Raw genomic sequence first — 26,076 nt, 5'->3', positions numbered from 1 at the left:
CTCCGCATGGCCTTCTTCGTTCCCCCGACGCCCCGCCGTCCTTACGGGCACCGCCTGTTCTTTCCCGCCGCCGCGCTCTACGCCGCCCTCAGCGTGCCCCTGTGGGTGGCGGGTTATTTCGGCTGGCTTGGCCTCGGCTGGACGCCGGCGCTGCACGCGCACGAAATGCTGCTGGGCTACGCGCTGGCGGTGGTCGGCGGATTCCTGCTGACGCGGCCGTCGAGGATGGCGCTGAATCTCGCCTTCGCGGCGTGGCTGGCGGGGCGGGTCGCGGTGCTGGGGGGCTTCCCGCTGGCCGTCGCGGCGCCGGTGGCCCTGGCCTACCCGGTGGCGCTGTTCGTGCTGGCCGGCGTGCCCTTCATCCGCGCCTCCAAGAGCAGCCACAACATCCTGTTCGGCCCGGTGATCGGCGCCTTCGCGCTGGCCGAGGCGCTGTCCTGGTGGGGCGGGGACGGCGGGCGGGCGGGGGCGCTGCTGGCGCTGCACCTCGTCGGCACCCTGATGCTGGTGATGGGCGGACGGATCATCCCGTCCGCCACCGTCCAGGAGGTGCGCGGCCAAGGCGGCGCGCCGGTCGAGCGCGTGCAGCCCCGCCTGGAATGGGCCGGCGTCGCCGGGGCCGTCCTGGCCGCGCTGACCGTCGCGGCGGGGGCCGTGTCCGGGCCGCTCGCCTGGATCGGGGCGGCGGGCGCCGCCGTGGCCGGGCTGACCGCCTGGGCGCGGCTGGCGCGCTGGCGTACCGACGCCGTGCTGAAGCGCCCGGACCTGTGGAGCCTGCATCTCGGCTACGGCTGGCTCGGGCTCGGCTGGCTGTTCCTGGGGATCGAGCGGCTGGACCCGCTGTCCGGCGGGGCCGGCTGGCATGTGATGGGGGCGGGGGCGCTCGGCACGCTGGCGGCCTCCATGATGGTGCGCGCGACCTTGCAGCGGGAAGCGCTTCCGCCCGCCTTTTCCCGCCCGGCCACCGTCGGCGTGGCGCTGGTCAGCCTTGCCGCCGCCCTGCGCGTCGCGGCGGCGAGCACCGCGCCGGAATGGCTGATGCCCGCCGCGGCCGCCGCCTGGTCGGCGGCGCATCTGCTGGTGCTCTACGTGCTGCTTCGCGTGCCGAAGCGGCTGTGGGTTTAGCCGTCAGTACGATTCTCAATAATCTCGACCTGCGACATCTTCAGCCGGTAGGCGGGGCCGCCCGGCTTGCCGTAGCCGGCGGTGGCGCGGAACCGTCGCCATTCGCCATCGGGGGAGGCGCCTGGAATTTCCCACATGCTGCCGTCATCGGTCGAGTTGGAGCCGCGATCGTTCCAGATTTCCCCGCCCAACTCCACGGTTTCGAGGCAGTCGGGGTGGAAGCATGCGTACTGCTGAACATACCACCCCGGCTTGGTTTCGCCGGTGCTTTTATCGAACATATCGCCGACAGCCATGTAGCCGTTGGGAGGCACCGCCCGGTAGAGCTGGAAGAAGGAGTTGCTAATCTTGTCGACGTCCCAGACGCGCTGGAACGTCTTGCATTCCACCAGCGGTGCCGGACCGTGCCAATTGGGGTGAGGGCGGACGACCAGTTCCTTGGACCTCTCCTTTTCGCTGCGGTGTCCCTTCACGGCCAGCATGCCCATCCAGAACCAACCCGGAGGCACCACGGTCCGGTAGACGCTCAGGTCCATCTTGGCGCCGCTTCCCTTGTCCGTGCTGGTCCAACCGACCGAGATCAGCATGCCCTCCAGCATGCAGTCTTTTCGCCTCGGTTCGCGCCAGGTTCGAATCATTGGAATCTTTCCACACGTAAAAATGGTTATTCCAGAATATCACTCTTACAAAACAAAGAAAGTGCATTTCGTCAGCCCCGCGTCGATGGCGCCCATAACCGAAAAATTCGCGGAAACGCTGCTCAGCGTTCGACCGACGCCAGATCGTTCCCGTCCCAGTTCCCGCTGCGGAAGAAGGCCTCGATCCGCTCCATCCACGGGGCGATGTCGATGCCGTTGGACTCCAGCCAGCCCCGGTCGAAATAGGTCCCGGCGTAGCGTTCGCCCGGATCGCAGATCAGCGTCACGACGCTGCCCTGGCGTCCCTCGCGCACCATCTCGGCGATCAGTTGGAGCGCGCCGACGAGGTTGGTGCCCGTGGAGCCGCCGCAGGACCGCCCCAGCCGTTCGCGCAGCACCCAGACGGCGGCGACGCTGGCCGCGTCGGGCACCTTGATCATGCGGTCGATCACGCCGGGCTGGAAGGAGGGCTCGACGCGCGGGCGGCCGATGCCCTCGATGCGCGAGCCGCGGTCCACGGTGGCCTTGGGGTCGCGGCGCTGGAAGCCGTCGAAGAAGGCGGAATGCTCCGGGTCCGGCACGCAGACGCGCGTCGCCATCCGCCGGTAGCGCACGAAGCGCCCCATGGTGGCGGACGTGCCGCCGGTGCCCGCCGCGCAGACGATCCAGTCCGGAACGGGGTGGGGCTCCTGCGCCATCTGCTCGAAGATGGACTGGGCGATGTTGTTGTTGCCGCGCCAGTCGGTGGCCCGCTCGGCGTAGGTGAACTGGTCCATGAAGTGGCCGCCGCAGGCTTCGGCCAGCCGTTGCGCCTCCGCGCAGACCTCCGACGCGCGCTCCACCATGTGACAGCGGCCGCCGTAGAACTCGATCTGCGCGATCTTGGCCGGCGACGTGCCGCGCGGCACCACGGCGACGAAGGGCAGGTCGAGAAGCTGGGCGAAATAGGCCTCCGACACGGCGGTGGAGCCGGACGACGCCTCGATCACCGTCGTCCCCTCGCGCACCCAACCGTTGCACAGCGCGTAGAGGAACAGCGAGCGCGCCAGCCGGTGCTTCAGGCTGCCGGTGGGGTGGGTGGACTCGTCCTTGAAATACAGCGTGACGCCCGGCGCGGACGGGATCGGCAGCCGCAGCAGGTGCGTGTCGGCCGACCGGTTGAAGTCCGCCTCAATGCGGTGCAGCGCTTCGTTCAGCCAACTGCGGGCGGTGGGGGTAGCCTGTGTCATGGTGCCCTGTCCAGCGATGATAGGCACTCGAATAACCGGCTTTTCGACAAAAATCATCTGTGAAAAAGGTATGGGCTTTTTCGCTCTGCTTTCGCTTTATGCCCTCGCCCCCGCCTGCCGCAGCCAGCGGGCGACCAGGGCCAGTGCCACGCCCACACAGACCAGGGCGCCCGGCACCCACATGATGAGCCCCGCCAGCTGCTGGTCCTCCAGCGCCACCACCGCCCAGCCCATCCAGAACAACACCGCCCGCCGGCGCCGCCAGCGCCGGAACCCGACCAGATACAGCCCGGCGGACAGCGCCAGCGGCACCGCCGACCACAGGTCGATGCTCCAGCCGACGCCCCCGGCGGTTCCATGGGCGAAAACCGGTGCGGGCAGCAGCAAGCCGAGGGCGAGAAGGGCGGCGAGGCGCATCGGTGTCTCCGGACCTTTGGGCGCTTAACGGCGGGTCCGTTGCACGGTTCCGCCACCCTCTCCCCATGGTCTCCGCCCATGGCTTGACGCACCCCCGCTCCACCGCCGACACTTCGGGCCAACGCCGCCGAAGACGGCATGGATCAGAACGGCGCGCGCCGCGCGCCCGTCGGGAGGACCATGAGCGAAGACCTTACTCAGGCCCGCGTCGCGGGTGTCATCGGGCTCGGTTCCATGGGCATGGGCGTGGCGATGTCGCTGCTGCGCGGGGGCTTCCGCGTGATCGGCTGCGACGCCGAGCCTGCCAAGTGCATGAGCCTCGTCACCCAGGGCGGGGAGGCGGTGGGCTCCCCCGCCGAACTCGGCCGCCGGGTGGACCGCGTGATCGTGCTGGTCGCGACGGCGGAGCAGGTGGAGGAGGTGCTGTTCGGCCCGGACGGCATCGCCGCAACGCTGCCGAAGGGAGGCTGCGTGGTGCAGTCCGCCACGGTCCCGGCCGCCTTCGCGGAGGATGCCGGGCGGCGGCTCGCGGAGCTTGGCCTGCTGATGCTGGACGCGCCGGTCAGCGGCGGCCCGGTGCGGGCAGGCGAGGGGCGCATGACCATCATGGCCTCCGGTCCCGAGGAGGCCTTCGCGCGGGCGGAGGATCTGCTCGCCGCCGCCTCCGGCACGCTGCACCGGGTGGGGACGGAGCATGGCCAGGGCTCCGTGGTCAAGACCATCGCCCAGCTGCTGGCCGGCGTGCACGTCGCCGCAGCGGCGGAGGCGATGGCCTACGGCATGCGGGCCGGGGTCGATCCGCAGCGCATCCACGACGTCATCACCTCCAGCGCCGGCAACAGCTGGATGTTCGAGAACCGCGTGCCGCACATCCTCGCCGGCGACTACAGCCCGCACAGCGCGGTGGACATCGCCGTGAAGGACCTGGGCATCGTGGTTGACTCCGCCCGGCGCATGACCTTCCCGACGCCGCTGGCGGCGACGGCCTTGCAGATGTTCACTATGGCGGCGTCGGCCGGGCTGGGGCAGGAGGATGATTCCGCCGTCATCAAGATCTTCGAACGGCTGGCCGGCATCACGCTGCCCAAGGCCGACACGTCGCGGGAGGGCTGAGCCACCATGACCGAAAACATCAAGTCTCTCATCGTCACCGGCGGTGGCCGGGGCATCGGCGCCGCCGTCGCCCGCATGGCGGCGCAGCGCGGCTACGCCGTCACCTTCTCATACCTCGGCAACGCGGAGGCGGCGGAGGCCACCCTGGCCGCGATCCGGGAGGCCGGCGGGCAGGCCCAGGCCGTGCAAGGGGACGTGGCGCGGGAGGAGGACGTGCGCGCGCTCTTCGACGCCGCCGAGGCCCGCTTCGGCCGAACCGCCGGGCTGGTCAACAACGCCGGCATCGTCGGTCCCTACGGCCGCCTGGACGAGGCACCAGCGGAGGGCATCCGCCGGACCCTGGACATCGACGTGCTGGGCGCCATCCTCTGCGCGCGGGAGGCGGTGCGTCGCATGTCCACCCGCCATGGCGGTTCGGGCGGGGGCATCGTCAACGTCGGCTCCATGGCCGCGGTGCTGGGCTCCGCCAACGAGTTCGTGACCTACGCCGCCGCCAAGGGCGCGGTGGACAGCCTGACCGTCGGCCTCGCCCGCGAGGTCGCGAAGGAGGGCATCCGTGTCAATTGCGTGCGCCCCGGCCTGATCGACACGGACATCCAGGTGATCCCCGGCCACGGCAGCCGGCTCGACACGCTGGCCGCCACGCCGCCCGTCGGGCGCCCCGGCACGGCGGAGGAGGTGGCGGAAAGCGTGCTGTGGCTGCTGTCGGACGCGGCGTCCTACGTGACAGGCGCTTTGCTCAACGTGTCGGGCGGGCGGTGACGAGCATCACTTTTTCGGGCACTTCGCCATTTCGTCCTCGCTGATGGAGAAGGCGTAGGCGTCGGTGCCCGACAGGGTGACGTTGCGCAGCACGCAGGTCCGGCCCTTCTTGTCCTTCACCCGGACGTCCCAGGTGCCGGGCTTCACGTCGGTGAGCTTCAGGCGCTCGTCGGCCTCGACCGTCTTGTCCTTGTCGTTCAGCGCCTGGTTCTTGCCCCACTTGCCGGTGCCGGGCTCGGCCAGCTTCAGCTCCGTGATGGTTTCCGTGGTCAGGTTCCAGAACTTCAGCGTCTGAGCCTGGGCCTGGGCCTGGGCGGTTCCGGCGAGAGCAGCGGTGCAGAAAACGGTCAGGATGGCGGCGCGGAGCATGCACGGTCCCTTTTCGGGTGGTGGAGGCGTCAACCCTCAGCTTGAGCCTGGGCGCCCCCGGCCCGAAATTGGACATTGGTGCTAAGTGGCGGAGCCCCCCGCCGCTCACATCCGGATGTCCACCTGGAAAAGCTCCAGGTCCAGGCACTCCATCGGCGCGCGGCGCTGGTCCTTGCGCCGGGTCAGACGGTGGCTCGCCAGACGCTGGGCGGTGGCGCGGGCGAGGCGGGACGCGTAGCTCTTCAGTTTGGTGCTCATGTCCGTTCGTCTCCGGCGTGATGGAGCGTAAACGGGCGGGACCATGGCGGGGTTTCCGTGACAATTTCTATCTCACGCGAAATCTCCGCCCGGAACACGCCTTCGCGCCGCCTGTTCGCAAGGAACAATGGCAGGGAACGCTGATGGTGGGGAGGCGGTCATGGCTGACATCGTGAGGGCGGTCATCTTCGACGTGGATGGGACGCTGGTCGACTCGGTCGACCTGCACGCCCATGCCTGGGTCGAGGCGATCCGGCATTTCGGCTACCACGCGGATTTCGACGAGGTGCGCGTCCAGATCGGCAAGGGCGGCGACCAGCTCATGCCCGTCTTCGTGCCGGCCAAGGATCTGGAGCGCATCCAGGACGAGATGGACCATTTCCGGCACGACCTGTTCGCGCGCAAATACATGCCGAAGGTCCGCGGCTTCCGCCGGGTGCGCGGGCTGTTCCAGCACCTGCACGCCGACGGCCTGCGCATCGCGCTCGCCTCCTCCGCTAATGGGGACGAGCTGGAGCATTACAAGCAGGCCGCGGAGATTGAGGATCTGGTGGACGTGGAGACCTCGTCCGACGATGCCGACCGGTCGAAGCCGTATCCGGACATCTTCCAGGCGGCGTTGGACAAACTCGGCCTGCCGGCGGAGGAGGCGGTGGTGGTCGGCGACAGCCCGTGGGACGCCAAGGCGGCCGTCCGCGCCGGGCTGCCGGTGCTGGGGGTGCTGTGCGGCGGCTTTCCCGAACAGGATCTCCGCCGCGCCGGCTGCATGGAGATTTACCGCGATCCGGAGGACTTGCAGCGCCGCTTCGGCTCAAGCTTCATCGGCCGGCACAGCCCCAAGACGCTCGGCCAGATGGGCAAGGGTCAGCCGGGGCGCCCGTCGGCGCGCGGGGCCAGCAGGATGGGCGCGTAGACCCAGAGATACAGCGCGAAGGCCGCGATCCAGGCCGCCCCCGCCGCCTCCAGGGCATGCCAGGAGAGGTCGCCCGGCAGTTCCGGCGCCAGCACGCGCAGCGCCGCCGCCGCCGTCAGCAGCAGGTAGGCCGCCACCGTCGGGCGCGCCGCCACCAGCGGCCGGCCGGTGTGGCCCAGCGTGGCGCGGGTCATCACCGCCAGGATCATCGTGCTGAAGGCCCCGGCGGTCAGCGCGTGGATCCAGGCGGAGTCGGCCAGCACGCCGCCCAGCAGATGCGCGGCCTTGCAGGCCAGCGCGACCGGCACCCAGGCGTAGCCCAGATGCAGCACCCACAGGATCGGCTGGCCCAGCGTCTTCATCGGCTGCCAGCGCGACAGCCGCACGGCGTGCGCCACCGCCGCGACGAGGGCGAGCAGGCCGGCCAGCACGGAGTCCGGCAGCGCCAGATCGGCGGCGATCATCGCAAGCGTGGACACCAGCGCCACCCGCTCCAGCCAGGGCAGCGAGTCCACCGAAGCGTCGATGCCTTGAGCGCGCAGCGCGTTGCGGGTGAAGGCCGGCACGATGCGCCCGCCGATCACCGCCACCATCATCAGCACGACCCCGATCGCCAGCAACTCGCCCTGCTGGACGCCGTCCTCCGCCAGCCCCAGCCACTCCAGATGGAACAGCAGGTTGGCGCCGGTCATCAGGGCCAGCAGGCCGAGGAAGGCGGTGTTGCGCAGCTTGCCCGCCGCCACGAGCGGCTTCGCGAGCGCCAGTCCGAGCGCCGGGAAGAAGGCGAGGTCGATGGCCGCCGCGACCGGCAGCGGCACGCCCGTGAAGGGCAGAACCGCGACGCGGCCCGCCAGCCACAGCCCGACCAGCACGGCCAGCGGCGAGCCGGACAGGGCCTTGGTCCCGGTCCAGCTCGGCACGGCGGTCAGCAGGAAGCCCGCGACGGCCGCGCTTACGAAAGCGAACAGCATTTCGTGGGCGTGCCACGAACTCGCGGGGATGGCCTCGTCCGGCCAGACACCGGTCACCAGCACGGCGATCCACCCCGCCAGCAGGGCAAAGGCCGCGACCCCGGACAGCAGGAAGAAGGGCCGGAAGCCGTAAGCGAAGATCAGCGGCGTCGGCCGGGTCTCGGTCTGGCCGGCAACGGAACTGGACATGGCGTTTCCCGCGCGTTGGTGGGCATCGATCATGCCCCAACCCTGCGCCGTGACCGCTCCGTCGTCCTTGACCGACGTCAACCCAATTCCATCAAGGGTTTCCGCCCGCCAGAGCACGCTTCAGCGCGTCGCGGGCCGGGCCGTCCAGCACGGGCACGCCGTCGCGGGCCTCCAGCACGAAGGCGCCGGGGTCGGCCAGGGTCCGCAGCGCGAAGCCGACCACACGCGGCGGGCCGGACTCCAGGGGCGTGTCGTCGTAGATCGGAGAAAAGCTGCAACCCAGCAGCGTTGCGCGCAGCATCAGCGCCTCGTCGGAAGAGGCGCCGGTGGCCGGGCTGTTGATGCCGAACAGAAGCCGCTCCGCCTCGCCGTCGGTGACCAGCCCGCGTTCCAGCAGGATCTCCACCATCGGGGAGGTGGTCATGACGGGGGCTGCACGCCCCTTCCAGCAGAAGCGGCCGTCGTCCCAGCCCACGTCGAGGCATCGGTAAATCATGTGCGGGTCGGCGCCGCCGGGCGAGCCCGCGACGATGTAGTTCACCCGCAGCAGACCGTTCCAAGCGCCGGCCGGTGCGACGATGCACGAAACTCCGCGCCGGGTCAGGCGCAGATAGGTGTCGTTGATGCCCGAGGGCTCGAAATCGAACAGCATAACTGGCTCACCTTGGTACCGGGTCCCCGTTCCCCACGAACGAAGAAGGTGAGCATCGGTTCCCGCATGGCAACATGACCATGCGGGTGGTGTCCTTTTGCGCTGGTTCGGAAGAGGTAAGGCGATCTCAGGCCTTCGGGCGGAACGCCTTGCAAACCGCCGGATCCGTGTCGATCCAGGCGCCGCCGATCAGGTCGAGGCAGTAGGGAATGGCCGGGAACACGGCCATCAAACAATCGTGAATGGCCGACGGCTTGCCCGGCAGGTTCACGATCAGGCTGCTGCCGCGGATGCCGGCCGTCTGGCGGGACAGGATGGCCGTCGGCACCACGGCGAGGCTGACGGAGCGCATCAGCTCCCCGAAGCCCGGCATCATCTTCTGGCAGACCTTCTCGGTCGCCTCCGGCGTCACGTCGCGCGGCGCGGGACCGGTGCCGCCGGTGGTGACGATCAGGTCGCAGTGCTCCCAGTCCGCCAGTTCGATGAGGGTGGTGACGATTTCTTCCAACTCGTCGGGGATGACGCGGACCACCGGCTCCCAGGGGGAGGTGATGATCCGGTCCAGCTCCGCCCGGATGGCGGGGCCGCCCTTGTCCTCGTAGATCCCCCGGCTCGCCCGGTCGGAAACCGTGACGATGCCGATCCGAGGGGGACCGATCCGAAGGGGGCGGTCCTTGCCGGGGGTGGTCATGACGATGGCCTCAGTTGTTCGGGCCGAGGAACACGGACTTGTAGGCGTCCTTGTCCCCGTTGGTCGTGTCGGTGAGCTGGAAGGTCACCGGGACCGAGGTGGAGTTCACCGACGCGCGCGGCGCGGTGACGTAGACGCGGTAGGTCGCCACGCTGTCCGGCGCCGCCGAGATGTGGGTGGAGCGGTCCGTCGTCTCCGCCTCGTTCTCGCCGACGACCTTGACCTCGGCACCCGCGATGCCGCCGGCCACCAGGGCGTAGGAGCGGCTCTGGCGGGTCTTGTTGGAGACCTTGAAGGTGTAGGCGTTGCGGATCGACCCGTCCTGGAGCGTCACGAACAGCGGCGCGCGGTCGCGCTGGACGGCGATGTCCAGCCGGGGGCGGAGCGCGTAGGTCCAGGCCATGGCGCCGGCGATCACCAGCATCAGCAGGCTGTAGATGATCGTGCGCGGACGCACCGCGCGCCAGACGTAGGGCTTGCCCTGCGCGCGGGCGTCCTGGGACGCCAGCGTGTCGAAGCGGATCAGGCCGGTCGGCAGGCCCTGCTGGGTCATGATGCTGTCGCAGGCGTCGGCGCACAGGCCGCAGTTGATGCAGTCCGCCTGCTCGCCCGTGCGGATGTCGATGCCGGCCGGGCAGACCTGCACGCACTGGCCGCAGTCGATGCAGTCGCCGAAGCCCGCCGCCTTGCGCTCGTCCCAGTTCTGCGACTTGCGCTTCGGGCCGCGCTTGTCGCCGCGCATGGTGTCGTAGGTGACGACGAGGCTGTGCTCGTCCAGCATGGCGGTCTGGATGCGCGGCCACGGGCACATGTAGTAGCACATCTGCTCGCGGGTCCAGCCGGCCATGATGTAGGTCATGCCGGCGAACAGGCCGTAGAAGACGACCGCCTCGTAGGAGGCGTTGAAGGTCAGCAGGTCGACCGCCAGCTGCGGCGCGTCGGTGAAGTAGGCGACGAAGCCGAAGCCGGTGACCAGGCTCAGCGCCAGCCAGCCGGCGTGCTTGCCGGCCTTGCGCAGGATCTTCTGCGTGGTCCAGGGGGCGTTTTCCATGCGGATGCGCTCCGCCCGGTCGCCTTCGAAGAAGCGCTCGATGGCGACGAACAGGTCGGTCCACACGGTGTGGGGGCAGGCGAAGCCACACCAGACGCGGCCGGCCAGCGAGGTGGCCAGGAACAGCCCCAGCGCCGCGACGATCAGGATGCCCGTCAGGTAGTAGATTTCCTGCGGCCAGATCTCGATCCAGAACACGAAGAAGCGCGGCGTGGTCAGGTCCAGCAGAACCGCCTGGGCCGGGGCGTCGGCGCCACGTTCCCAGCGGATCCAGGGGGCGATGAAGAAGATCGCCAGCAGCACCCACCACGTGATCGTCTTCAGCCGGCGGAACCGCCCGGAGACGGCCTTCGGGTGAATCGTCTTGTGGCTCTCGTAAAGCGGAATTTTCGCCGGCTTGACTAGGCTTCCGTCGGGCATGTCGCGTGCCTTGGCTCCGGATGGGGTCGCGGACGGCACAATAAGCGACGCTGTCCGGCCGCCGATTGATCGTAATCAAGGGTCGGCCGGTTTCGGAAAAGCCTCAAACCTCATAAGGACTTTTCTGCGGCGCGACTGTCCGCCCGGATTTGCGCGACGGTAATACTTCGCCTTGGCCTTTCGCTCAAGCTTCGTTTTGCAGCGCGGACGCCGTGACCCGGCCCGAGGGGGAGGGGCGGGTGACGATGTAGACCGCCACCATCGCCATGCAGGCGCCGGACACGGCCATGACGAAGACCTTGCCGCTGGTCAGCGCCACGATGATCCAACTGACGCTCATCCCGGCCAGCGCCGCGACCTTCGCCCGGCGGGGGATGGCGCCCTCCGCGTGCCAGTCGCGCAGCAGCGGGCCGAAGCGCGGGTCGCTGTAAAGGCGGTCGCGCAGCGCCGGGCTGCCCTTGGCGAAGGCCCAGGCGGCCAGCAGGAGGAACGGCGTGGTCGGCAGAAGCGGCAGCACCGTCCCGGCAAGGCCCAACCCCACCGCCGCGTAGCCCAGCGCCATCCACAGCCGGCGGCGGAACGGCGAACGGTCCAGGGCGGGGGTGTCGGCGTCGGGGGTGGTCATGCGCGGCTCCGGGATCAGAACGTGGGACGAAACTTATGCCCGTCACACCGCCAGGACCAGCGCGGCGTAGCGCGCGCCCTTGCCCAGCGTGACCAGAGCCAGGAAAATCCGGAAGTCCACCCGCAGAATACCGGCCACCAGGGTCAGCGGGTCGCCAATCACCGGCATCCAGGCCAGCAGCAGCGACCACAGGCCGAAGCGCTGGTACCAGCGCGTGGCGCGGTCCACCATGCCCGGCGTGACCGGAAACCAGCGCCGGTCCTGGAAATGCATCAGGTAGCGCCCGAGCGCCCAGTTCGCGGCGGAGCCCAGCACGTTCCCCACCGTCGCCACGCCCAGCAGCGCCCAGTGGCCGTAGTTGCCGCTGGCGTGCATGCCGGCCAGCAGAAGCTCCGACTGCGCCGGAAAGACGGTCGCGGCCAGGAACGCGGTCATGAACAGCCCGCTGTAGGCGGCAATCTCGGCCATTTCGGTTTCCGTCTTCCGTTTCCAACCCGCCGATAGAACAGCGAACATACCGAAGAATGCGCGAGCCGGAGAATGCGTGAGGAAGAACCGCGGCTCCTCGCCTTATCATGGGCGCGGGCGTGGATTTCGTGTATTGTCCGCTCAACCAGCCCGTGCTTGACGTTCGTCGTATGCTCGGGAAGCCCTTGGGGAGGATGCGCGCATGGCGGGTGCCGGTCTGGCCCGCTTCGATCCCGATGGACGCCTGATCTGGGCGAACCCGGCCTTTCGCGCGGCCCTCGGCGGTGCGCCGGGGGCGGCCATGGCGGCGCTTCTCGACGGCGTCGCCCCACGGGATGCGGCGACTCGGCTGCGCGCCGGCCAGTCCGTGACGGTGACGGCCGCCGACGGCCGCCGCTTCACCCTCGCCCCGGCGGAGGGGGAGGAGGGGGAAACGGTCCTGACCCTGCTTGGCGCGGGAACGGCCGAGGCGGAGCCGGAGGCCGGACCGGACCTCACCGCCAACCGCGCCATGTTCGAGACCATGTTCGACGCGATGTCCGACGCGGTCAGCGCCTTTGACGCGGATATGCGGCTGGCCGTCTGGAACCGACGCTATGCGGAGATGTTCCGCCTGCCGCCGGAGATGGTCGTGTCCGGGCGCCCGATGGCCGATCTGATCCGCTTCACGGCGGAGCGCGGCGACTACGGCCGCGGTCAGCCGGACGGGATCGTGGCGGAGCGGATGGCGCTGTGCCGGCGCGCCGATGCCTTCGCCTACCGGCTGACGCGGTCCGACGGGTCGATCCTGGACGCGCGCCATTCGCCGCTGCCGGGCGGCGGCTTCCTGCGCGTCTACACCGACGTCACCGACCGCGCCCGCGCCGATGAGGCGCAGGGCCAGATCATGCAGGCCATCTCCTTCCCGCTGGTGGTGACGCGCGTGTCGGACGGTCTGGTGCTGACGACGAACCAGCACGCCAGCTCGCTGTTCGGCATCCCGCTGGAGCAGGTGATCGGGCGCGTCAACGCCTATGACCACTACAGCGACCCCGAGGAGCGCGACCGCCTGATCACGCTTCTGCGCGAGGGGGGCGGGCGCCTCGACGGCTTCGAGACGCGCATGCGGACCGCCGACGGGCGGGAGCTGTGGGTGATCCTCTCCGCCCGGATGTTCCGCTATCAGGGCGAGACGGCGCTGCTCGCCTGCGTCAACGACATCTCCGCCCGCAAGCGCGCGGAGCAGGAGCTGGAGGCGCAGTGGACCCAGACCAGCGCCGTGCTGAACGGGCTGAGCCAGGGCGTCATGGCCTTCGACCGCGACCTGCGCCTGACCGCCTGGAACCAGCGGGCGCTGGAGCTGCTGGACATGGAGCGCGGCTTCCCGCACTTCCACCGTCCCTTCGCGGAGATGGTCGGGCATGTCGGCGAGCGCGGAACCTACAGCCGGCGCGACGAGGCGGCCCTGGTCGCCGAGATGGTCGCGAACGTCTGCGCCACCGGCGAGGAGTTGCGGGAGGAGCGCGCCCGCACCGACGGGCTGGTCGTGGAGAGCCTGACCACCGCGCTGCCGGACGGTGGCTTCGTCACCACCTTCACCGACGTCACCGAGCGCAAGCAGGCCGAACGGGAGCTGGCCGCCAGCCGAGAGCTGTTCGAACTCGCCATCCGGGCCGCGCGCGAGGGCATCTCGCAATGGGACCTGCGCACCGGCCTCGTCTGGTTCTCGCCGCAATGGTGGGGGCTGCTCGGCTATGGCGAGGACGAGATGGACAACTCCATGGAGCGCTGGAAGGAGCTGATCCTGCCGGAGGACCGGGAGACGGCGCTGCGCATGGTCACCGACTTCGCCGAGGGGGTCATCGAAGAGTGTCAGATGCTCCAGCGCTACCGGCACCGGCAGGGGCACACCGTCCATCTGGCGGCGCGCGCGATCCGGGTGCTGGGGGCGGACGGCCGGGCGCTGCGCATCGTCGGGTCCTACACCGACGTGACGGAGCGCATCCGCGCCGAGGAGCAGGTGCACGCCGCCAAGGAGGAGGCCGAGCGCGCCCTGCGCGACCTGAAGGAGGCGCAGGCCCACCTGATCCAGTCGGAGAAGATGGCGGCGCTGGGCTCCCTGGTGGCCGGCGTGGCGCACGAGATCAACACGCCCATCGGCATCGCGCTGACCGGCGCCTCACTGCTGGCCGAACGCATCCGCCACATCCGCCGCGATTTCGAGGCGGGGCAGATCCGCAAGCCGGACTTCGCCGACTTCCTGGAGACGGCGGGGGAGGCGACGCAGCTGATGCTGATGAACATCGACCGCGCCGCCCAGCTGATCCAGAGCTTCAAGCAGATCGCCGTCGATCAGGCGAGCGAGGAGCGCCGCGCCTTCGACCTGCGCGACTACATCCACGAGGTGCTGCGCAGCCTCGGCGTGCGTATCAAGCGCGCCGCCCACACGGTGGAGGTGGACTGCCCGGAAGACCTGATGATCGACGGCTATCCGGGCGCGCTCAGTCAGGTGCTGACCAACTTCGTGATGAACTCGATCATCCACGGCTTCGAACCGGGGCAGCACGGCACCCTGCGCGTCACCGTGAGGCCGGTGGGCGAGGAGGAGGTGGAGCTGGTCTATTCCGACAACGGGCGCGGCATCCCGCCGGAACTTCAAAGGAAGGTGTTCGACCCCTTCTTCACGACCAACCGCAGCTCCGGCGGCAGCGGTCTGGGGCTGAACATCGTCTACAACATCGCCACGCGCACGCTGAAGGGCCGCATCGCGCTGGACAGCGCCCCCGGCCGCGGCACCACCTTCACCCTGCGCTTCCCCCGCGTGGTCCCGGCGGAGCTGGTGCCGGCGTAAAAAGCCCCTCTCCCCCGGCAGGAGGAGAGGGGCCGTTGGTGGTGCTTACTCCGCCTCGACCCAGGCGATCCGCAGGATGTTGGTGTTGCCGGGGGTGCCGAAGGGAACGCCGGCGGTGATGACCAGCCGCTGGCCTTCCAGCGCCAAGCCATCCTCGTGGGCGCAGCGGGCGGCCTTCTGGACCATTTCGTTGAAGTTGCTCACATCGGCCGAATGGACGCTGTGCACGCCGTAGGCGATTTGCAGGCGCCGCGCCGTTTCCAGGCTGGAGGTCAGGCACATGATCGGCACTTCCGGCCGCTCGCGCGCGGCGCGGAGCGTGGTGGAGCCGCTGGTCGTGTAGGTCACGATCGCCGCCGCCTGGATGGTGTGGGCGACCTGCCGCGCCGCCGCGGTGATGGCATCGGCGGCGGTGTGCTGCGGGTCCGGGTGCTGGGCGTCCATGACCGTGCGGTAGAGCGGGTCGGTTTCCACCCGGCGGGCGATGCGGTCCATCATCGACACCGCCTCGATCGGGTAGGATCCGGAGGCCGTTTCCGCCGACAGCATCACCGCGTCCGCGCCGTCATAGACGGCGGTCGCGACGTCGGACGCCTCCGCGCGGGTCGGGGCGGGGGCGGAGATCATCGATTCCAGCATCTGCGTCGCGACGACCACCGGCTTGCCGGCGCGGCGCGACTCGCGGATGATCCGCTTCTGGATGCTGGGCACGTCCTCCGCCGGCAGTTCCACGCCCAGGTCGCCGCGCGCCACCATGATGCCGTCCGACAGCTCGATGATCTGGTCGAGGTGCTGGATGGCCTGCGGCTTTTCCAGCTTGGACAGCAGGGCGGCGCGGCCGTCGATCAGCTTGCGCGCCTCCGCCACGTCCTCCGGCCGCTGCACGAAGGACAGGGCGACCCAGTCCACCCCCTGGTCGAGCGCGAAGGCGAGGTCGGTGAGATCCTTTTCGGTCAGCGGCGACAGCGGCAGCACCACGCCCGGCACGTTGACACCCTTGCGGTCCGACAGGCGGGTGCCGGACAGCACGACGCAGTCGGCATGCTCCGCGCTGCAATCGACGACGCGCAGCCGCACCTTGCCGTCGTCCACCAGCAGTTCGGCCTCGGGCTCCAAGGCCGCGAAGATTTCCGGATGGGGCAGGCCGACACGGGTGGTGTCGCCGGGCTCCCGCGACAGGTCCAGGCGGATTTTGTGGCCGGCGCCGACCGAGATCGGCCCGCCGGCAAAGGTGCCCAGCCGCAGCTTCGGCCCTTGCAGGTCGGCCATCACGCAGATGGGATGGTCGAGTTCGGACTCCAGCGCGCGGATGGCGGCGAGGCGCTGGCCGTGGTCCTCGTGCGAGCCGTGGCTGAAGTTCAGCCGGAACACGTCCACGCCCGCCTCGAACAGGCTGCGGATCATCTCCGGCGAAGAGGACGCCGGTCCCAGCGTGGCGACGACTTTGGTGAGGCGGAAGCGGCGGATCGGGCTGCCTTTGCGGTTCATTGCTTGTGCCTTCTGGAGTCTGGCCGTCTGGGATCTGGCCTGCGGGGGAGGAGGGGGCGGCCGCCGGCGGACGGCGGCCGGAATGTCCAGCGCTTCGAACAAGCGCGGGCCGGCGTTGTTGCCGGTCTTTCCGCGCATCGTGCGCCTCGCATGGCCACTCCCTTCGTTTGCGGGGCGCCTCTGCCGGGCGCCTGCGCTCATCTCAAAAGGTGTGGCGGTGCTTGTCAACCGTGGGAAATCCACCCGGACTGAGCGGGTATCCGGAAGGCCCCTTGCAAGGTCTGCAAATAACCTTGACAAGGCTTCGGCTTTTTCTATAGTCGGCCCCTCTCGCGAACCCGCCGGGTTTGCGAGGGACATTTTGCGTCCCGAGGTCGGGTCTGCCGTCATCGGGATTCAATCGGTGTGTAGGTGGCCCACGAGGGCTGCCGTTGAGATATCGAGGAGAGCAGCGTGGCGCGTATCGCTGGCGTCAACATCCCCGCGCAGAAGCGCGTGGAGATCGGGTTGACCTACATCCATGGCATCGGCCCGTTCAAGGCCAAGGAAATCTGCGCGAAGCTCGCCATTCCGGCCGAGCGTCGCGTCAACCAGCTCACGGACGACGAGATCCTCAAGATCCGTGAGACCATCGACGCCGAGTATCAGGTCGAAGGCGACCTGCGTCGCTCCGTCGCGATGAACATCAAGCGTTTGATGGACATGGCCTGCTACCGCGGCCTGCGTCACCGCAAGGGCCTGCCGGTCCACGGCCAGCGCACCCACACGAACGCCCGTACCCGCAAGGGTCCGGCCAAGCCGATCGCCGGCAAGAAGAAGTAAGAGGACGTACCAACCATGGCTAAGCCCTCCGCCGCTTCGCAGCGTCTTCGCCGTCGTGAGCGCAAGAACATCACCTCCGGCGTCGCCCACGTGAACGCCTCCTTCAACAACACCATGATCACCATCACCGACGCGCAGGGCAACACGATTGCCTGGTCGTCGTCGGGCACGATGGGCTTCAAGGGCTCGCGCAAGTCGACTCCGTACGCCGCCCAGGTGGCCGCCGAGGACGCCGGCCGCAAGGCTCAGGAGCACGGCATGAAGACCCTCGAGGTCGAGGTGAAGGGTCCGGGTTCGGGCCGTGAGTCGGCGCTGCGCGCCCTCCAGGCCATCGGCTTCCAGATCACCTCGATCCGCGACGTCACGCCGATCCCGCACAACGGCGTTCGCCCGCCGAAGAAGCGTCGCGTCTGATTTCGCTTTAGACTCCGCTCCCGCGGGGGTCAACCGTTCCGGGACAGACGCCGCAGCCATCGCGGCGCCATCGGATGGGAACGGTCGGCCGCCGCGGGATTGCGTTCAACGATCCGATGGCATGAGGTAGACCCGTGGCTCTTCAGAAGAACTGGCAGGAACTGATTAAGCCGAACAAGCTGGACATCCAGCCCGGTGACGACGCCGACCGCGTGGCGACCGTCGTGGCCGAGCCGCTGGAGCGCGGCTTCGGCCTGACTCTCGGCAACGCGCTGCGCCGCGTTCTGCTGTCCTCGCTTCAGGGTGCCGCCGTCACGTCGATCCAGATCGACGGCGTGCTGCACGAGTTCTCCTCGATCCCCGGCGTGCGCGAGGATGTGACGGACATCGTCCTCAACATCAAGTCGATGGGCCTGCGCATGGGCGGCGACGGCCCAAAGCGCATGCGCCTGCGCGCCGAAGGCCCCGGCGAGGTGAAGGCCGGCATGATCGAGACCGGTGCGGACATCCAGGTGATGGACCCGGATCTCGTGATCTGCACGCTGGACGCCGGCGCCCGCCTGAACATGGAACTGACGGTCGAGACCGGCAAGGGCTACGTCCCGGCCAGCCAGAACCGTCCGGAAGACGCCCCCATCGGCCTGATCCCGGTGGACGCCCTGTTCTCGCCGGTCCGCAAGATCTCCTACAAGGTCGACAACGCCCGCGTCGGGCAGGTCACCGACTATGACCGCCTGTCGATGGTCGTCGAGACCAACGGGTCCGTGAAGCCGGACGACGCGGTGGCTCTGGCCGCCCGCATCCTGCAGGACCAGCTGCAGCTGTTCATCAACTTCGAGGAGCCGACCCACGCGGTCGCCGAGGAGAAGCACGAGGAGGTTCCGTTCAACAAGAACCTGCTCCGCAAGGTGGACGAGCTGGAACTGTCGGTCCGTTCGGCCAACTGCCTCAAGAACGACAACATCGTCTACATCGGCGATCTGGTGCAGAAGACGGAAGCGGAAATGCTCCGCACCCCGAACTTCGGCCGCAAGTCGCTGAACGAGATCAAGGAAGTGCTGGCTCAGATGGGCCTGCACCTCGGTATGGAAATCCCGAACTGGCCGCCCGAGAACATCGAAGAGCTGGCCAAGCGTCTGGAAGAGCCGTACTAAGCAAGCGTTTTTCCCCCTCCCTAACCCTCCCCCGCTTTCGCGGTGGAGGGGACCGATCTCCCTCTCCCGCGAAGCGGGGGAGGGTCGGGGAGGGGGCAGGTTTCCCCAAGGTCTACCCGGCCCGCCCCCGTGCCGTACCACCCGCTTCGCGGATTGGGCGGCGGGGTTCACCACCGGCTCCCCGAGGGGGGCCACGCCATGAAGGAGGACTGCCATGCGTCACGGCGTTTCCGGACGTAAGTTCAGCAAGACCACCAGCCACCGTAAGGCCATGTTCTCGAACATGGCGAACGCGCTGATCAAGCACGAGCAGATCAAGACCACCCTGCCGAAGGCGAAGGATCTGCGCCCGATCGTCGAGCGTCTGATCACGCTCGGCAAGAAGGGTGGCCTGGCCAACCGCCGTCTCGCCTTCGCGCAGCTGCGCGACGACGCGATGGTCACCAAGCTGTTCACGGTCATCGCCGATCGCTACAAGGACCGCCAGGGTGGCTACACCCGCGTCCTGAAGGCCGGCTTCCGCTACGGCGACGCCGCCGCCATGGGCGTCATCGAGCTGGTCGACCGTGACCTGGCCGCCAAGGGCCTGGACTCCGGCCCGGTGGAAGTCGCGGAAGAGACCGAGGCCCAGGCCTAAGTCGCTCGCGACCCGATGAAATCCTATCGTTGCCGTTGCCCTTACGGCCTCGGCGACCGATATAGGTGATCGACCGGCCCTCCCTCCGGGTTCATTCCCGGGGGGAGGGTTTCCGGTTTCTGGGTTCCGTCACTTCCGGGGGAGCGCCGCGCGCGCGGTATGCTGAGACCTCTCTACAATCGGATTTTGCAGCTCTCCGCGCGGAAGGATGCCGTGTGGTGGATGGCTGCGGTGTCGTTCGCGGAAAGCTCCTTCTTTCCGCTTCCGCCGGACGTGATGCTGGTGCCGATGTGCCTGTCGGAGCCGAAGAAGCTCTGGCGCTACACCAACATCTGCGCGCTGGCCTCGCTGATCGGGGGGATGTTCGGCTATGCGGTCGGCTACTACCTGTTCGAAAGCATCGGCCGGCTGATCATCGACTTCTACAACGCCCAGGACAGCTTCCAGCGGTTCCAGGACATGTTCGCCGAATTCGGCCCCTGGTTCCTGATCCTGAAGGGCGTGACGCCGATCCCCTACAAGCTGCTGACGATCACCGCGGGGTTCGCGCATCTGGACCTGACGGTCTTCGTGCTGTGCTCCATTGTCGCGCGCTTCTCGCGATTCTACATGATCGCGATTTTGCTGCACTTCTACGGGCCGCAGGTGCGCGACATCATCGAAAAGCGGCTGATGCTGGTGACCACCGTGCTGCTGGTGATCGTCATCGGCGGGCTGCTCAGCTTCAAGTTCGTGTAGGGCGCCTTCGAAAAACGACCAGCGCCCCACACGACGGGGCCGGTCAGTCCGGCATGCCCTGGTCCTGCGAGTCGCGCCGGGACGGGGGCATGGCGGCGCGCTCGCGCCGGTCGCGGAGCACGATGACGGCGATGGCCGCGGCCATCGCGATGCCGCCCAGCGCGGGCACCAGGATTTCGCCGAAGCTGACCTCCGGCATGGCGAGCATGCGGACGACAAGCAGCAGAAGGCCGCCAATGAGCAGGGCCGCGAAGACCGCGACCGAACTGCGTCGCCGTGGAGTCTGTCCTCCGCTGGTGGGGGCCATTTGAATCATTCCCTTATCGCTTGCGTTCCCGGCATAGTGGGCGGTGTGCCCGCGGCCGATCCGGCCTGATCCGATCCGGACCGGCCGCCAACGACCTTCCGCCAACCTCCTTGGCCGCGCAAGAACAATGGGAGCCTAGCCGAGATGTTCCGTCCGATCACCATCCTGGGGCCGGCCCTGGCCCTCGCCCTGGTCGCGCTGTCCGCCTGTTCGGACGGTCCGGCGCGGCGGTCCGGTCCGACGACCGCCGGCGCCCCGGCCCCGACGGCCACCACGGCCGCCCCCGGCACGCCGCGTCCGGCCGCTCCGGCGAACCGGGGCGCCGACGACCAGTCGTTGCGCCTGGGCGGCAGCGCCGGCAGCGACGACAGCTGCCGCGCCCAGTGCGAGCGCAGCAACAATTCCTGCATGGACTCGGTCGCCGCGCGTGCGCAGAGCGGCGCGGAGCGTCCGGACCGCTTGGCGCCCTTCACCCCGACCGACAACTGCCAGTATTCGCTGCGCCAGTGCTATCAGCGCTGCGGGGCGGCGACTCGCTGATCCCACGATGAGCAAACGCGGCGACCAGGGAAGCGGAGGGCTGTTCGAGGCGGGCGCCCCGCGCCCGCTGGCCGACCGGCTGCGGCCGCGCAACCTCGGCGAAGTCGTCGGGCAGGAGCATCTGCTGAAGCCCGACGGCCCGCTCGGCCGCATGGTCTCGGCGCGGCGGCTCGCCTCCATGATCCTGTGGGGGCCGCCGGGCTGCGGCAAGACGACCATCGCCCGCCTGCTGGCGCAATCGACCGACCTGCATTTCGAACCGCTGTCGGCGGTCTTTTCCGGCGTGGCCGACCTGCGCAAGGTCTTCGACGCCGCCAGGGCGCGCCGGGCGGCGGGGCAGGGCACGCTGCTGTTCATCGACGAAATCCACCGCTTCAACCGGTCGCAACAGGACGGTTTCCTGCCCTATGTGGAGGACGGAACCGTCACGCTGGTCGGCGCCACGACCGAGAATCCGTCCTTCGAGCTGAACGCGGCGTTGCTGTCGCGCGCCCAGGTCTTCGTGCTGAACCGCCTGGACGACGCCGCGCTGGAAAAGCTGCTGACGCGGGCGGAGGCGGAGATGGGCCGCCCCCTGCCGCTGGAGCCCGACGCGCGCGCCGCGCTGAAGGCCATGGCGGACGGCGACGGCCGCTTCTGCCTGAACCTGTGCGAAGAGCTGTTCGCTTTGCCAGAAGGCACGGTGCTGGACAACAACGGGCTCGCCACCACCATCCAGCGCCGCGCGCCGATCTACGACAAGGCGCAGGAGGGGCACTACAACCTCATCAGCGCGCTGCACAAGTCGCTGCGCGGCTCCGACACGGACGCGGCGCTCTACTGGTACGCGCGCATGCTGGAGGGCGGGGAGGACCCGCGCTACATCGCCCGCCGCCTCACCCGCTTCGCCGTGGAAGACATCGGGCTGGCCGACCCCAACGCGCTGACGCAGGCCATCGCCGCCTGGGAGGCCTACGAGCGGCTGGGCAGCCCGGAGGGCGAACTGGCCATCGCGCAGCTGGTCGTCTATCTGGGCACCGCGCCCAAGTCGAACGCGGCCTACACCGCCTACAAGAGCGCGGTGCGCGCGGCGAAGGAGACCGGCTCCCTGATGCCGCCCAAGCACATCCTGAACGCGCCGACCAAGCTGATGAAGCAGATCGGCTACGGCAAGGGTTACGAATACGACCACGACACGGCGGATGGATTCTCCGGCCAGAACTATTTCCCGGACGGCATGGCCCGGCGGGAGTTCTACCAGCCGGTGGAGCGCGGCTTCGAACGCGAGATCAAGAAGCGCCAGGACTACTGGGCGCGGCTGAGGGAGCGGAAGACGACGGGCGAGGGCTGAGCGGACTTCACAGCGCCGCTTGCGCCACCGTCTCCGCGACTGGTGTCTCCGTGACTGGTGTCTCTGCCAATGACATGGGGCGCAGGTCTGCCGGCAGCTTGCCGTAGCCCGGCCACACGCGGTCCAGCCCTTCCGCAATGATGGCGAGGCAGGCGTCCACCGCCCCGGCGTCGAGCTTCGCCCCGCGCAGCGCGCGGATCTCGGCCTCCGCCGCTTCGACGCCCAGGGCGGGGCGGTAGGGGCGGTGGGAGGTCATGGCCTCCACCACGTCGGCAACGGCGACGATCCGCGCCTCGACGGCGATGGCGTCGCCGCGCAGGCCTTGCGGGTAGCCGGTGCCGTCCAGCCGCTCGTGGTGCTGGCTGACCACCGCGTGGATCGCCGATTCGAAGTCGATTTTGCCGACGATGGTGCCGCCGATGCGTGCGTGGCTCTTGACGAGGTTGAACTCGTCGGCGCTGAGGCGGCCCGGCTTCGACAGGATTTCCGCCGGGATGCCGATCTTGCCGACATCGTGCAGCAGAGCGCCGGTCCGGATCGCCGCCACCCGGTCCTCCGCCAGCCCCATCCGGCGCGCGATCGCCACGGACAGGGCGGCCACCCGCTCCTGATGGCCGGCGGTGTAGGGGTCGCGCTGGCTGAGCGTGTGGGACAGCGCCTCCACCGACTGGTCCAGCAGCAGGGTGAGGCGCCGCGTGGCCTTCACCCGTTCCGCGTCCGCCTCGTTCCGGCGCTTCATCTCCCGGCCCAGCAGCCAGCGCAGGGCCAGCGCCGTGGTCGCGATGAAGAACAGCCCCTTCAGGATCTCGAACGAGCTTTGCGCCGCGATGTTGCTGCCGAAGAGTTTGCCGGTCGCTTCGCTGCCCAGCAGGATCCACAGGCCGCCCGCAATGGCGTAGGCCCCGGAAACCCTGTTGGCGAGAGAACGGTCCTGCATGGCGGAACAAGCCCCGGTGGCCGTATGGCGGCTATGACTGTCGGAAAGGATGTTTCCGCATTGTCGCGCAGACTTGAGCCCGTCACCAGCATCATTTTTTATGCAATCGGCGGGATCGCGCATCGCACCAGGCCTGCGCGCCGCGCCGGACTCTGACAGGGAGTTGATATCCTTTTGGAAAACGCCGACGGACAGCCTCCCGCATTTTCCCGGTTCATCGCCATCGACTGGTCCGGCGCCCGTGGCAAACGCTACGCCGGCGTCGCCGTTGCGGAATGCGCGGCCGGCGCGGCGCCGCCCCGGATCGTCGCGTCTGCCAACGGCTGGTGGTCGCGTTCGGCCGTGTTCGCGTGGCTTCTGGAGTCGGTGGCTCGCGGCCCGGCACTGGTCGGCATCGACTGCGCCTTTTCGCTGCCCTTCGCGGTCGCCCGGCGCTATTTCGCCGATCCGGACGCCGCGACGGTGTTCGATCTGTGGGACCGGGTGGAGGAGGTCGCCGCCGCCGAGCCGGACTTCGCGGGCGGCGCCTTTGCCGAGCATCCCGATTACGGCGCCGATTTCTGGCGCTCTGGATTGCAGCCCGACTGGTACAAGGACCCGCACCGGCTGACCGAGCGGATGTGCCGCGCCGACGGCTATGGCAGCCCGCAGAGCCCCTACAAGCTGATCGGGTCGAAGCAGGTGGGGAAGGGCGCTCTCGCCGGCATGCGGATGCTGCGCGCGCTGAAACAGGCCGCGCCGGATCGCGTGGCGGTCTGGCCCTTCGACGCGACAGGGCCGGGCCGGGCCGTCTTCTGCGAGATCTACCCGCGTCTGTTCCTGAAGCGCGCCGGCTTCGGCCTGCGCAAGATCCGCGATGCGGCGGACGTGGACGCGGCGCTGGGCTTCCTGGACTCGGAACCGGCCCGCTTGCCGGTCTCCGTCACCGACCACGACGCAGACGCGCTCGTCTCCGCGGCTGGGCTTCGCTGGCTGGCCGCCCGCCCCGAGGTCTGGAGCCCGCCCGCCATGGACACCCGCGCCCGCCGCCAGGAAGGCTGGATCTTCGGCGTGGGGGATCGCCGGGCATAGCACCCCTCGCCCAGCCCCGCTGGGAGAGGGAGGGGCCCGCCGCAGGCGGGAGGGTGAGGGCAAGGTTTTAACGAGATTCCTGATGAAGCGTAGGATGGATTTTTGGGTAAACCTTGCCCTCACCCTCCCACGCCTTCGGCGCGGGTCCCTCCCTCTCCCGCCGGAGGCGGGCGAGGGGTTGTTAGGTCAAGCCGGCTTCGCCGAGCAGGCGGTAGAACTCGCGCAGCGCGCCCTGCTGGGCGCGGTGGTCGGGCAGGTCCTCGACGTATTTGTGTTCGAAGTTCGGCTGGCGCAGGTGCGAGACGACCCGCTGGCGGACCATGTCCAGCGCCCGGCGGCTGCGCAGAGTTCCCGGCGCGCAGAGCTGGATCAGGCGGTTGGCCCGGTGGCGCAGCGCGTCCTCCGGGTTGTCGAGCTGCTCCACCACCCGGCAGTTGACGATGTAGGCGACCAGCAGGTTGTCCACATTTTCCGCCACCTGTCCGCGCAACGGCTCCTCCAGGGCCGACTCCAGAACCTGGCCGTAGAGCGCCGTCAGGGCGTCCAGGATCTCTTTGGGCGGCTGGTCGCGGTCCACGAACCACACGAAGCTGGCCGGGCCGCCGGTCAATTTTTCCAGCGCCGCCCCGATGTCGTCGGCGTGCTGCCGTCCCAGGTCCGAATCGGCCAGCGCGATGAGGAAGCGCACCTGATCCTTGCCGTCGGGAATGCGGGCCAGGATCTCGGTGATCGCCTGCCGTCGGCCGGTGGCGCCGCCCGCCTCCAGAAAGCGGAGGTAGCGCAGCACCAGCGACTCCGCCATCGGCCCGCCGCCGGTCAGCCCGTCCGGGGCGAGGGTGCGCCGAAGCACCGTCAGGAAGGCGTCCTTCTCCTTCGTCGAATCGTGGCGGTAGAGCGGGTGGGTGCCCCTGAGTTCCCGGCGCACGAGGTCGAGGATCACCAGCCGCGTCTCGTCCAGATCGTGGAAGGCCAGAAGCTCGTTCAGTTGCACGGCGCGGTCGTCCTCCGCCCGGCCGCCCGGCGACAAGCGGCCGCGCGACAGGTCGATCAGGTTGCACAGCGCCTCGACCAAGCTGCCCTGGTCGCCCAAAAGCTGTTGCGCCACGGAGGGCGCGCCCATCACGTCGGCGATGGCGCCGTCCAGCAGGGTCAGCGGCTCGTCCGCCAAGCCGCCGTCCTCGCGCACCAGCTCGCCCAGGAACTCCAGCTTGGCGAGCCAGTTGCGCATCTGCACGGTTTCCCGCGACAGCACGACGCGGGCGAGGAAGTCGCGCTCCTCCGGCGGCAGCTTGGCGTTCAGCGCGTCGAACATCGGGCGGAAGCCGGTTCGGGTGATCGCCGGCAGGTCCTTGCGCGCCGCGGCGGCGCGCGCCCGTTCCGCGACGGTGTGGAGCAGGCTGTTCAGCTCCTCCCGCCGGGCGCGTCCATCGGTCCGGGCCTTTTCCGCCTGCAAGGCCGCCACCCGGCCGACCGCTAGTTGGGCGAGGTTGTCCTTGGCGAGCAGCCGCTTCAGTTCCGCGTGGTGGTGCAGCACCTCGGTCGGCGTCACGACGACGCGCTCGACATAATTGCGCAGGATGCGGTTGAAAATCATGCGGCTCTGCAGGCCGTAGCACTGGTCCGGCGTGACGCAGACAGCCGGCGCCTCGTCGATGGGAGCGATGGTGATCCGGGTGGAGATGGGGCGGAATTCCGCGTGGACTTCCGTCTCGACATGGCGGCCGTCGGGGCGCCGCCGGTCGCGCACCACGCGGATCCCCTCGACCCGGCCGCCGGACAGGATGCGCCTGCCGTAGGCCAGCGCCTCCGCCTCCGCGTCGAAGCGGCTGTCCAGGACCCAGTGGTCCAGCTTGTAGATTTGCACTTCGAAACTGTTGGCCGCGCGCGCCATGGCCCCTTGCCCCGACCTTGCGAGCC

28 protein-coding genes are annotated in these 26,076 nt (G+C 69.1%); 13 read left to right on the top strand and 15 right to left on the bottom strand.

What is annotated here, in order from left to right; genetic code table 11:
- The first annotated feature begins 6 nt into the window (after nt 1–6).
- Nucleotides 7–1,125: an NnrS family protein gene (locus ACSVC7_RS16040; protein ID WP_448203101.1), complete on the top strand. Its 1,119-nt coding sequence runs from the start codon at nt 7–9 to the stop codon at nt 1,123–1,125.
- Here the strand turns inward: ACSVC7_RS16040 and ACSVC7_RS16035 are convergent.
- The 3 genes from ACSVC7_RS16035 to ACSVC7_RS16025 form a co-directional block, all read right to left on the bottom strand.
- The gene (locus tag ACSVC7_RS16035; protein ID WP_448203100.1) at nt 1,122–1,724 is read right to left on the bottom strand and encodes a Vps62-related protein; all 603 of its coding nucleotides are present in this window, start codon (nt 1,722–1,724) and stop codon (nt 1,122–1,124) included. The two genes, ACSVC7_RS16040 and ACSVC7_RS16035, sit on opposite strands and share 4 nt — an antisense overlap.
- A 161-nt stretch (nt 1,725–1,885) precedes the next feature.
- Complete coding sequence (locus ACSVC7_RS16030; protein ID WP_448203099.1) at nt 1,886–2,992, bottom strand: PLP-dependent cysteine synthase family protein; 1,107 nt, start codon at nt 2,990–2,992, stop codon at nt 1,886–1,888.
- A gap of 96 nt (nt 2,993–3,088) precedes the next feature.
- Nucleotides 3,089–3,409: a cytochrome c oxidase assembly protein gene (locus ACSVC7_RS16025; RefSeq protein ID WP_448203098.1), complete on the bottom strand. Its 321-nt coding sequence runs from the start codon at nt 3,407–3,409 to the stop codon at nt 3,089–3,091.
- 180 nt (nt 3,410–3,589) lie between these two features.
- Here ACSVC7_RS16025 and ltnD point away from each other — a divergent pair, with 180 nt between their 5' ends.
- Both ltnD and ACSVC7_RS16015 read left to right on the top strand, forming a co-directional pair.
- Nucleotides 3,590–4,522 (top strand): L-threonate dehydrogenase, encoded by a 933-nt coding sequence (ltnD, locus tag ACSVC7_RS16020; RefSeq protein WP_448203097.1) that lies wholly within the window; start codon nt 3,590–3,592, stop codon nt 4,520–4,522.
- A gap of 6 nt (nt 4,523–4,528) precedes the next feature.
- The gene (locus tag ACSVC7_RS16015) at nt 4,529–5,284 is read left to right on the top strand and encodes an SDR family oxidoreductase (protein WP_448203096.1); all 756 of its coding nucleotides are present in this window, start codon (nt 4,529–4,531) and stop codon (nt 5,282–5,284) included.
- Between the two features lie 6 nt (nt 5,285–5,290).
- On the opposite strand, the gene ACSVC7_RS16010 is transcribed toward ACSVC7_RS16015, so the two are convergent.
- Entirely contained in the window at nt 5,291–5,653 is a 363-nt protein-coding gene (locus tag ACSVC7_RS16010; protein WP_448203095.1) for a hypothetical protein, read from the bottom strand.
- 105 nt (nt 5,654–5,758) lie between these two features.
- Nucleotides 5,759–5,911 (bottom strand): hypothetical protein, encoded by a 153-nt coding sequence (locus ACSVC7_RS16005; protein WP_448203094.1) that lies wholly within the window; start codon nt 5,909–5,911, stop codon nt 5,759–5,761.
- A gap of 160 nt (nt 5,912–6,071) precedes the next feature.
- Between ACSVC7_RS16005 and ACSVC7_RS16000 the strand changes: the two genes are divergently transcribed.
- Nucleotides 6,072–6,824 carry an HAD family hydrolase gene (locus ACSVC7_RS16000; RefSeq protein ID WP_448203093.1) on the top strand — a complete coding sequence of 251 codons (753 nt, stop codon included), beginning with the start codon at nt 6,072–6,074 and terminating at the stop codon, nt 6,822–6,824.
- On the opposite strand, the gene ACSVC7_RS15995 is transcribed toward ACSVC7_RS16000, so the two are convergent.
- The 6 genes from ACSVC7_RS15995 to ACSVC7_RS15970 all read right to left on the bottom strand — a co-directional run bounded on the left by ACSVC7_RS15995 (nt 6,776) and on the right by ACSVC7_RS15970 (nt 11,891).
- Entirely contained in the window at nt 6,776–7,984 is a 1,209-nt protein-coding gene (locus tag ACSVC7_RS15995) for an NnrS family protein (RefSeq protein ID WP_448203092.1), read from the bottom strand. The two genes, ACSVC7_RS16000 and ACSVC7_RS15995, sit on opposite strands and share 49 nt — an antisense overlap.
- Before the next feature lie 91 nt (nt 7,985–8,075).
- Nucleotides 8,076–8,636, bottom strand: a complete 561-nt coding sequence (locus ACSVC7_RS15990) for a hypothetical protein (protein ID WP_448203091.1) — start codon at nt 8,634–8,636, stop codon at nt 8,076–8,078.
- Between the two features lie 127 nt (nt 8,637–8,763).
- Nucleotides 8,764–9,327, bottom strand: coding sequence for a molybdopterin adenylyltransferase (mog, locus tag ACSVC7_RS15985; RefSeq protein ID WP_448203090.1), 564 nt, complete (start codon nt 9,325–9,327; stop codon nt 8,764–8,766).
- Between the two features lie 10 nt (nt 9,328–9,337).
- Nucleotides 9,338–10,798: a cytochrome c oxidase accessory protein CcoG gene (gene ccoG, locus ACSVC7_RS15980; protein WP_448203089.1), complete on the bottom strand. Its 1,461-nt coding sequence runs from the start codon at nt 10,796–10,798 to the stop codon at nt 9,338–9,340.
- Nucleotides 10,799–10,982: 184 nt separating this feature from the next.
- Nucleotides 10,983–11,423, bottom strand: coding sequence for a YbaN family protein (locus ACSVC7_RS15975; protein WP_448203088.1), 441 nt, complete (start codon nt 11,421–11,423; stop codon nt 10,983–10,985).
- Nucleotides 11,424–11,465: 42 nt separating this feature from the next.
- A complete protein-coding gene (locus ACSVC7_RS15970; RefSeq protein ID WP_448203087.1) occupies nt 11,466–11,891 on the bottom strand; it encodes a YqaA family protein in 426 nt (141 codons plus the stop codon).
- 202 nt (nt 11,892–12,093) lie between these two features.
- Between ACSVC7_RS15970 and ACSVC7_RS15965 the strand changes: the two genes are divergently transcribed.
- The gene (locus tag ACSVC7_RS15965) at nt 12,094–14,721 is read left to right on the top strand and encodes a PAS-domain containing protein (RefSeq protein WP_448203086.1); all 2,628 of its coding nucleotides are present in this window, start codon (nt 12,094–12,096) and stop codon (nt 14,719–14,721) included.
- Nucleotides 14,722–14,766: 45 nt separating this feature from the next.
- Here ACSVC7_RS15965 and pyk read toward each other — a convergent pair whose 3' ends face one another.
- Nucleotides 14,767–16,209 carry a pyruvate kinase gene (gene pyk, locus ACSVC7_RS15960; protein WP_448203085.1) on the bottom strand — a complete coding sequence of 481 codons (1,443 nt, stop codon included), beginning with the start codon at nt 16,207–16,209 and terminating at the stop codon, nt 14,767–14,769.
- A 453-nt stretch (nt 16,210–16,662) separates the two neighbouring features.
- Between pyk and rpsM the strand changes: the two genes are divergently transcribed.
- From rpsM to ACSVC7_RS15935, 5 genes are all read left to right on the top strand, one after another.
- Entirely contained in the window at nt 16,663–17,031 is a 369-nt protein-coding gene (gene rpsM / locus ACSVC7_RS15955) for a 30S ribosomal protein S13 (protein WP_448203084.1), read from the top strand.
- A 15-nt stretch (nt 17,032–17,046) separates the two neighbouring features.
- Nucleotides 17,047–17,445: a 30S ribosomal protein S11 gene (gene rpsK / locus ACSVC7_RS15950; protein ID WP_448203083.1), complete on the top strand. Its 399-nt coding sequence runs from the start codon at nt 17,047–17,049 to the stop codon at nt 17,443–17,445.
- 134 nt (nt 17,446–17,579) lie between these two features.
- Nucleotides 17,580–18,599, top strand: coding sequence for a DNA-directed RNA polymerase subunit alpha (locus ACSVC7_RS15945; protein WP_448203082.1), 1,020 nt, complete (start codon nt 17,580–17,582; stop codon nt 18,597–18,599).
- Nucleotides 18,600–18,813: 214 nt separating this feature from the next.
- A complete protein-coding gene (rplQ, locus tag ACSVC7_RS15940) occupies nt 18,814–19,236 on the top strand; it encodes a 50S ribosomal protein L17 (RefSeq protein ID WP_448203081.1) in 423 nt (140 codons plus the stop codon).
- A 222-nt stretch (nt 19,237–19,458) separates the two neighbouring features.
- Nucleotides 19,459–19,974 (top strand): YqaA family protein, encoded by a 516-nt coding sequence (locus ACSVC7_RS15935; RefSeq protein ID WP_448203080.1) that lies wholly within the window; start codon nt 19,459–19,461, stop codon nt 19,972–19,974.
- Between the two features lie 43 nt (nt 19,975–20,017).
- On the opposite strand, the gene ACSVC7_RS15930 is transcribed toward ACSVC7_RS15935, so the two are convergent.
- Nucleotides 20,018–20,281, bottom strand: a complete 264-nt coding sequence (locus ACSVC7_RS15930) for a hypothetical protein (protein ID WP_448203079.1) — start codon at nt 20,279–20,281, stop codon at nt 20,018–20,020.
- A gap of 144 nt (nt 20,282–20,425) precedes the next feature.
- Here ACSVC7_RS15930 and ACSVC7_RS15925 point away from each other — a divergent pair, with 144 nt between their 5' ends.
- Both ACSVC7_RS15925 and ACSVC7_RS15920 read left to right on the top strand, forming a co-directional pair.
- Complete coding sequence (locus ACSVC7_RS15925) at nt 20,426–20,821, top strand: hypothetical protein (protein ID WP_448203078.1); 396 nt, start codon at nt 20,426–20,428, stop codon at nt 20,819–20,821.
- A 7-nt stretch (nt 20,822–20,828) separates the two neighbouring features.
- A complete protein-coding gene (locus ACSVC7_RS15920) occupies nt 20,829–22,151 on the top strand; it encodes a replication-associated recombination protein A (protein ID WP_448203077.1) in 1,323 nt (440 codons plus the stop codon).
- A gap of 7 nt (nt 22,152–22,158) precedes the next feature.
- On the opposite strand, the gene ACSVC7_RS15915 is transcribed toward ACSVC7_RS15920, so the two are convergent.
- Nucleotides 22,159–23,088 (bottom strand): HD-GYP domain-containing protein, encoded by a 930-nt coding sequence (locus tag ACSVC7_RS15915; protein WP_448203076.1) that lies wholly within the window; start codon nt 23,086–23,088, stop codon nt 22,159–22,161.
- Nucleotides 23,089–23,262: 174 nt separating this feature from the next.
- Between ACSVC7_RS15915 and ACSVC7_RS15910 the strand changes: the two genes are divergently transcribed.
- Nucleotides 23,263–24,159: a hypothetical protein gene (locus ACSVC7_RS15910; protein ID WP_448203075.1), complete on the top strand. Its 897-nt coding sequence runs from the start codon at nt 23,263–23,265 to the stop codon at nt 24,157–24,159.
- A 181-nt stretch (nt 24,160–24,340) separates the two neighbouring features.
- On the opposite strand, the gene ACSVC7_RS15905 is transcribed toward ACSVC7_RS15910, so the two are convergent.
- Entirely contained in the window at nt 24,341–26,050 is a 1,710-nt protein-coding gene (locus ACSVC7_RS15905) for a hypothetical protein (protein ID WP_448203074.1), read from the bottom strand.
- Nucleotides 26,051–26,076 lie beyond the last annotated feature (26 nt).

Source organism: Azospirillum mesophilum, assembly GCF_053470405.2.
This window is presented reverse-complemented; position numbering and strand designations above follow the sequence as displayed.

Coding starts and splice junctions, on each gene's coding strand:
- ACSVC7_RS15990 (WP_448203091.1), bottom strand. CDS start 8,636: ATGCTGTTCGATTTCGAGCCCTCGGGCATCAACGACACCTATCTGCGC.
- ACSVC7_RS16005 (WP_448203094.1), bottom strand. CDS start 5,911: ATGAGCACCAAACTGAAGAGCTACGCGTCCCGCCTCGCCCGCGCCACC.
- ACSVC7_RS15915 (WP_448203076.1), bottom strand. CDS start 23,088: ATGCAGGACCGTTCTCTCGCCAACAGGGTTTCCGGGGCCTACGCCATT.
- rplQ (WP_448203081.1), top strand. CDS start 18,814: ATGCGTCACGGCGTTTCCGGACGTAAGTTCAGCAAGACCACCAGCCAC.
- ACSVC7_RS16010 (WP_448203095.1), bottom strand. CDS start 5,653: ATGCTCCGCGCCGCCATCCTGACCGTTTTCTGCACCGCTGCTCTCGCC.
- rpsK (WP_448203083.1), top strand. CDS start 17,047: ATGGCTAAGCCCTCCGCCGCTTCGCAGCGTCTTCGCCGTCGTGAGCGC.
- pyk (WP_448203085.1), bottom strand. CDS start 16,209: ATGAACCGCAAAGGCAGCCCGATCCGCCGCTTCCGCCTCACCAAAGTC.
- ACSVC7_RS16015 (WP_448203096.1), top strand. CDS start 4,529: ATGACCGAAAACATCAAGTCTCTCATCGTCACCGGCGGTGGCCGGGGC.
- ACSVC7_RS15905 (WP_448203074.1), bottom strand. CDS start 26,050: ATGGCGCGCGCGGCCAACAGTTTCGAAGTGCAAATCTACAAGCTGGAC.
- ACSVC7_RS15965 (WP_448203086.1), top strand. CDS start 12,094: ATGGCGGGTGCCGGTCTGGCCCGCTTCGATCCCGATGGACGCCTGATC.
- ACSVC7_RS15925 (WP_448203078.1), top strand. CDS start 20,426: ATGTTCCGTCCGATCACCATCCTGGGGCCGGCCCTGGCCCTCGCCCTG.
- ACSVC7_RS15975 (WP_448203088.1), bottom strand. CDS start 11,423: ATGACCACCCCCGACGCCGACACCCCCGCCCTGGACCGTTCGCCGTTC.
- ACSVC7_RS15930 (WP_448203079.1), bottom strand. CDS start 20,281: ATGGCCCCCACCAGCGGAGGACAGACTCCACGGCGACGCAGTTCGGTC.
- ACSVC7_RS15995 (WP_448203092.1), bottom strand. CDS start 7,984: ATGTCCAGTTCCGTTGCCGGCCAGACCGAGACCCGGCCGACGCCGCTG.
- ACSVC7_RS16040 (WP_448203101.1), top strand. CDS start 7: ATGGCCTTCTTCGTTCCCCCGACGCCCCGCCGTCCTTACGGGCACCGC.
- ACSVC7_RS16035 (WP_448203100.1), bottom strand. CDS start 1,724: ATGCTGGAGGGCATGCTGATCTCGGTCGGTTGGACCAGCACGGACAAG.
- ACSVC7_RS15970 (WP_448203087.1), bottom strand. CDS start 11,891: ATGGCCGAGATTGCCGCCTACAGCGGGCTGTTCATGACCGCGTTCCTG.
- ACSVC7_RS15935 (WP_448203080.1), top strand. CDS start 19,459: ATGGCTGCGGTGTCGTTCGCGGAAAGCTCCTTCTTTCCGCTTCCGCCG.
- ACSVC7_RS16000 (WP_448203093.1), top strand. CDS start 6,072: ATGGCTGACATCGTGAGGGCGGTCATCTTCGACGTGGATGGGACGCTG.
- ACSVC7_RS15920 (WP_448203077.1), top strand. CDS start 20,829: ATGAGCAAACGCGGCGACCAGGGAAGCGGAGGGCTGTTCGAGGCGGGC.
- ACSVC7_RS16025 (WP_448203098.1), bottom strand. CDS start 3,409: ATGCGCCTCGCCGCCCTTCTCGCCCTCGGCTTGCTGCTGCCCGCACCG.
- ltnD (WP_448203097.1), top strand. CDS start 3,590: ATGAGCGAAGACCTTACTCAGGCCCGCGTCGCGGGTGTCATCGGGCTC.
- ACSVC7_RS16030 (WP_448203099.1), bottom strand. CDS start 2,992: ATGACACAGGCTACCCCCACCGCCCGCAGTTGGCTGAACGAAGCGCTG.
- ccoG (WP_448203089.1), bottom strand. CDS start 10,798: ATGCCCGACGGAAGCCTAGTCAAGCCGGCGAAAATTCCGCTTTACGAG.
- mog (WP_448203090.1), bottom strand. CDS start 9,327: ATGACCACCCCCGGCAAGGACCGCCCCCTTCGGATCGGTCCCCCTCGG.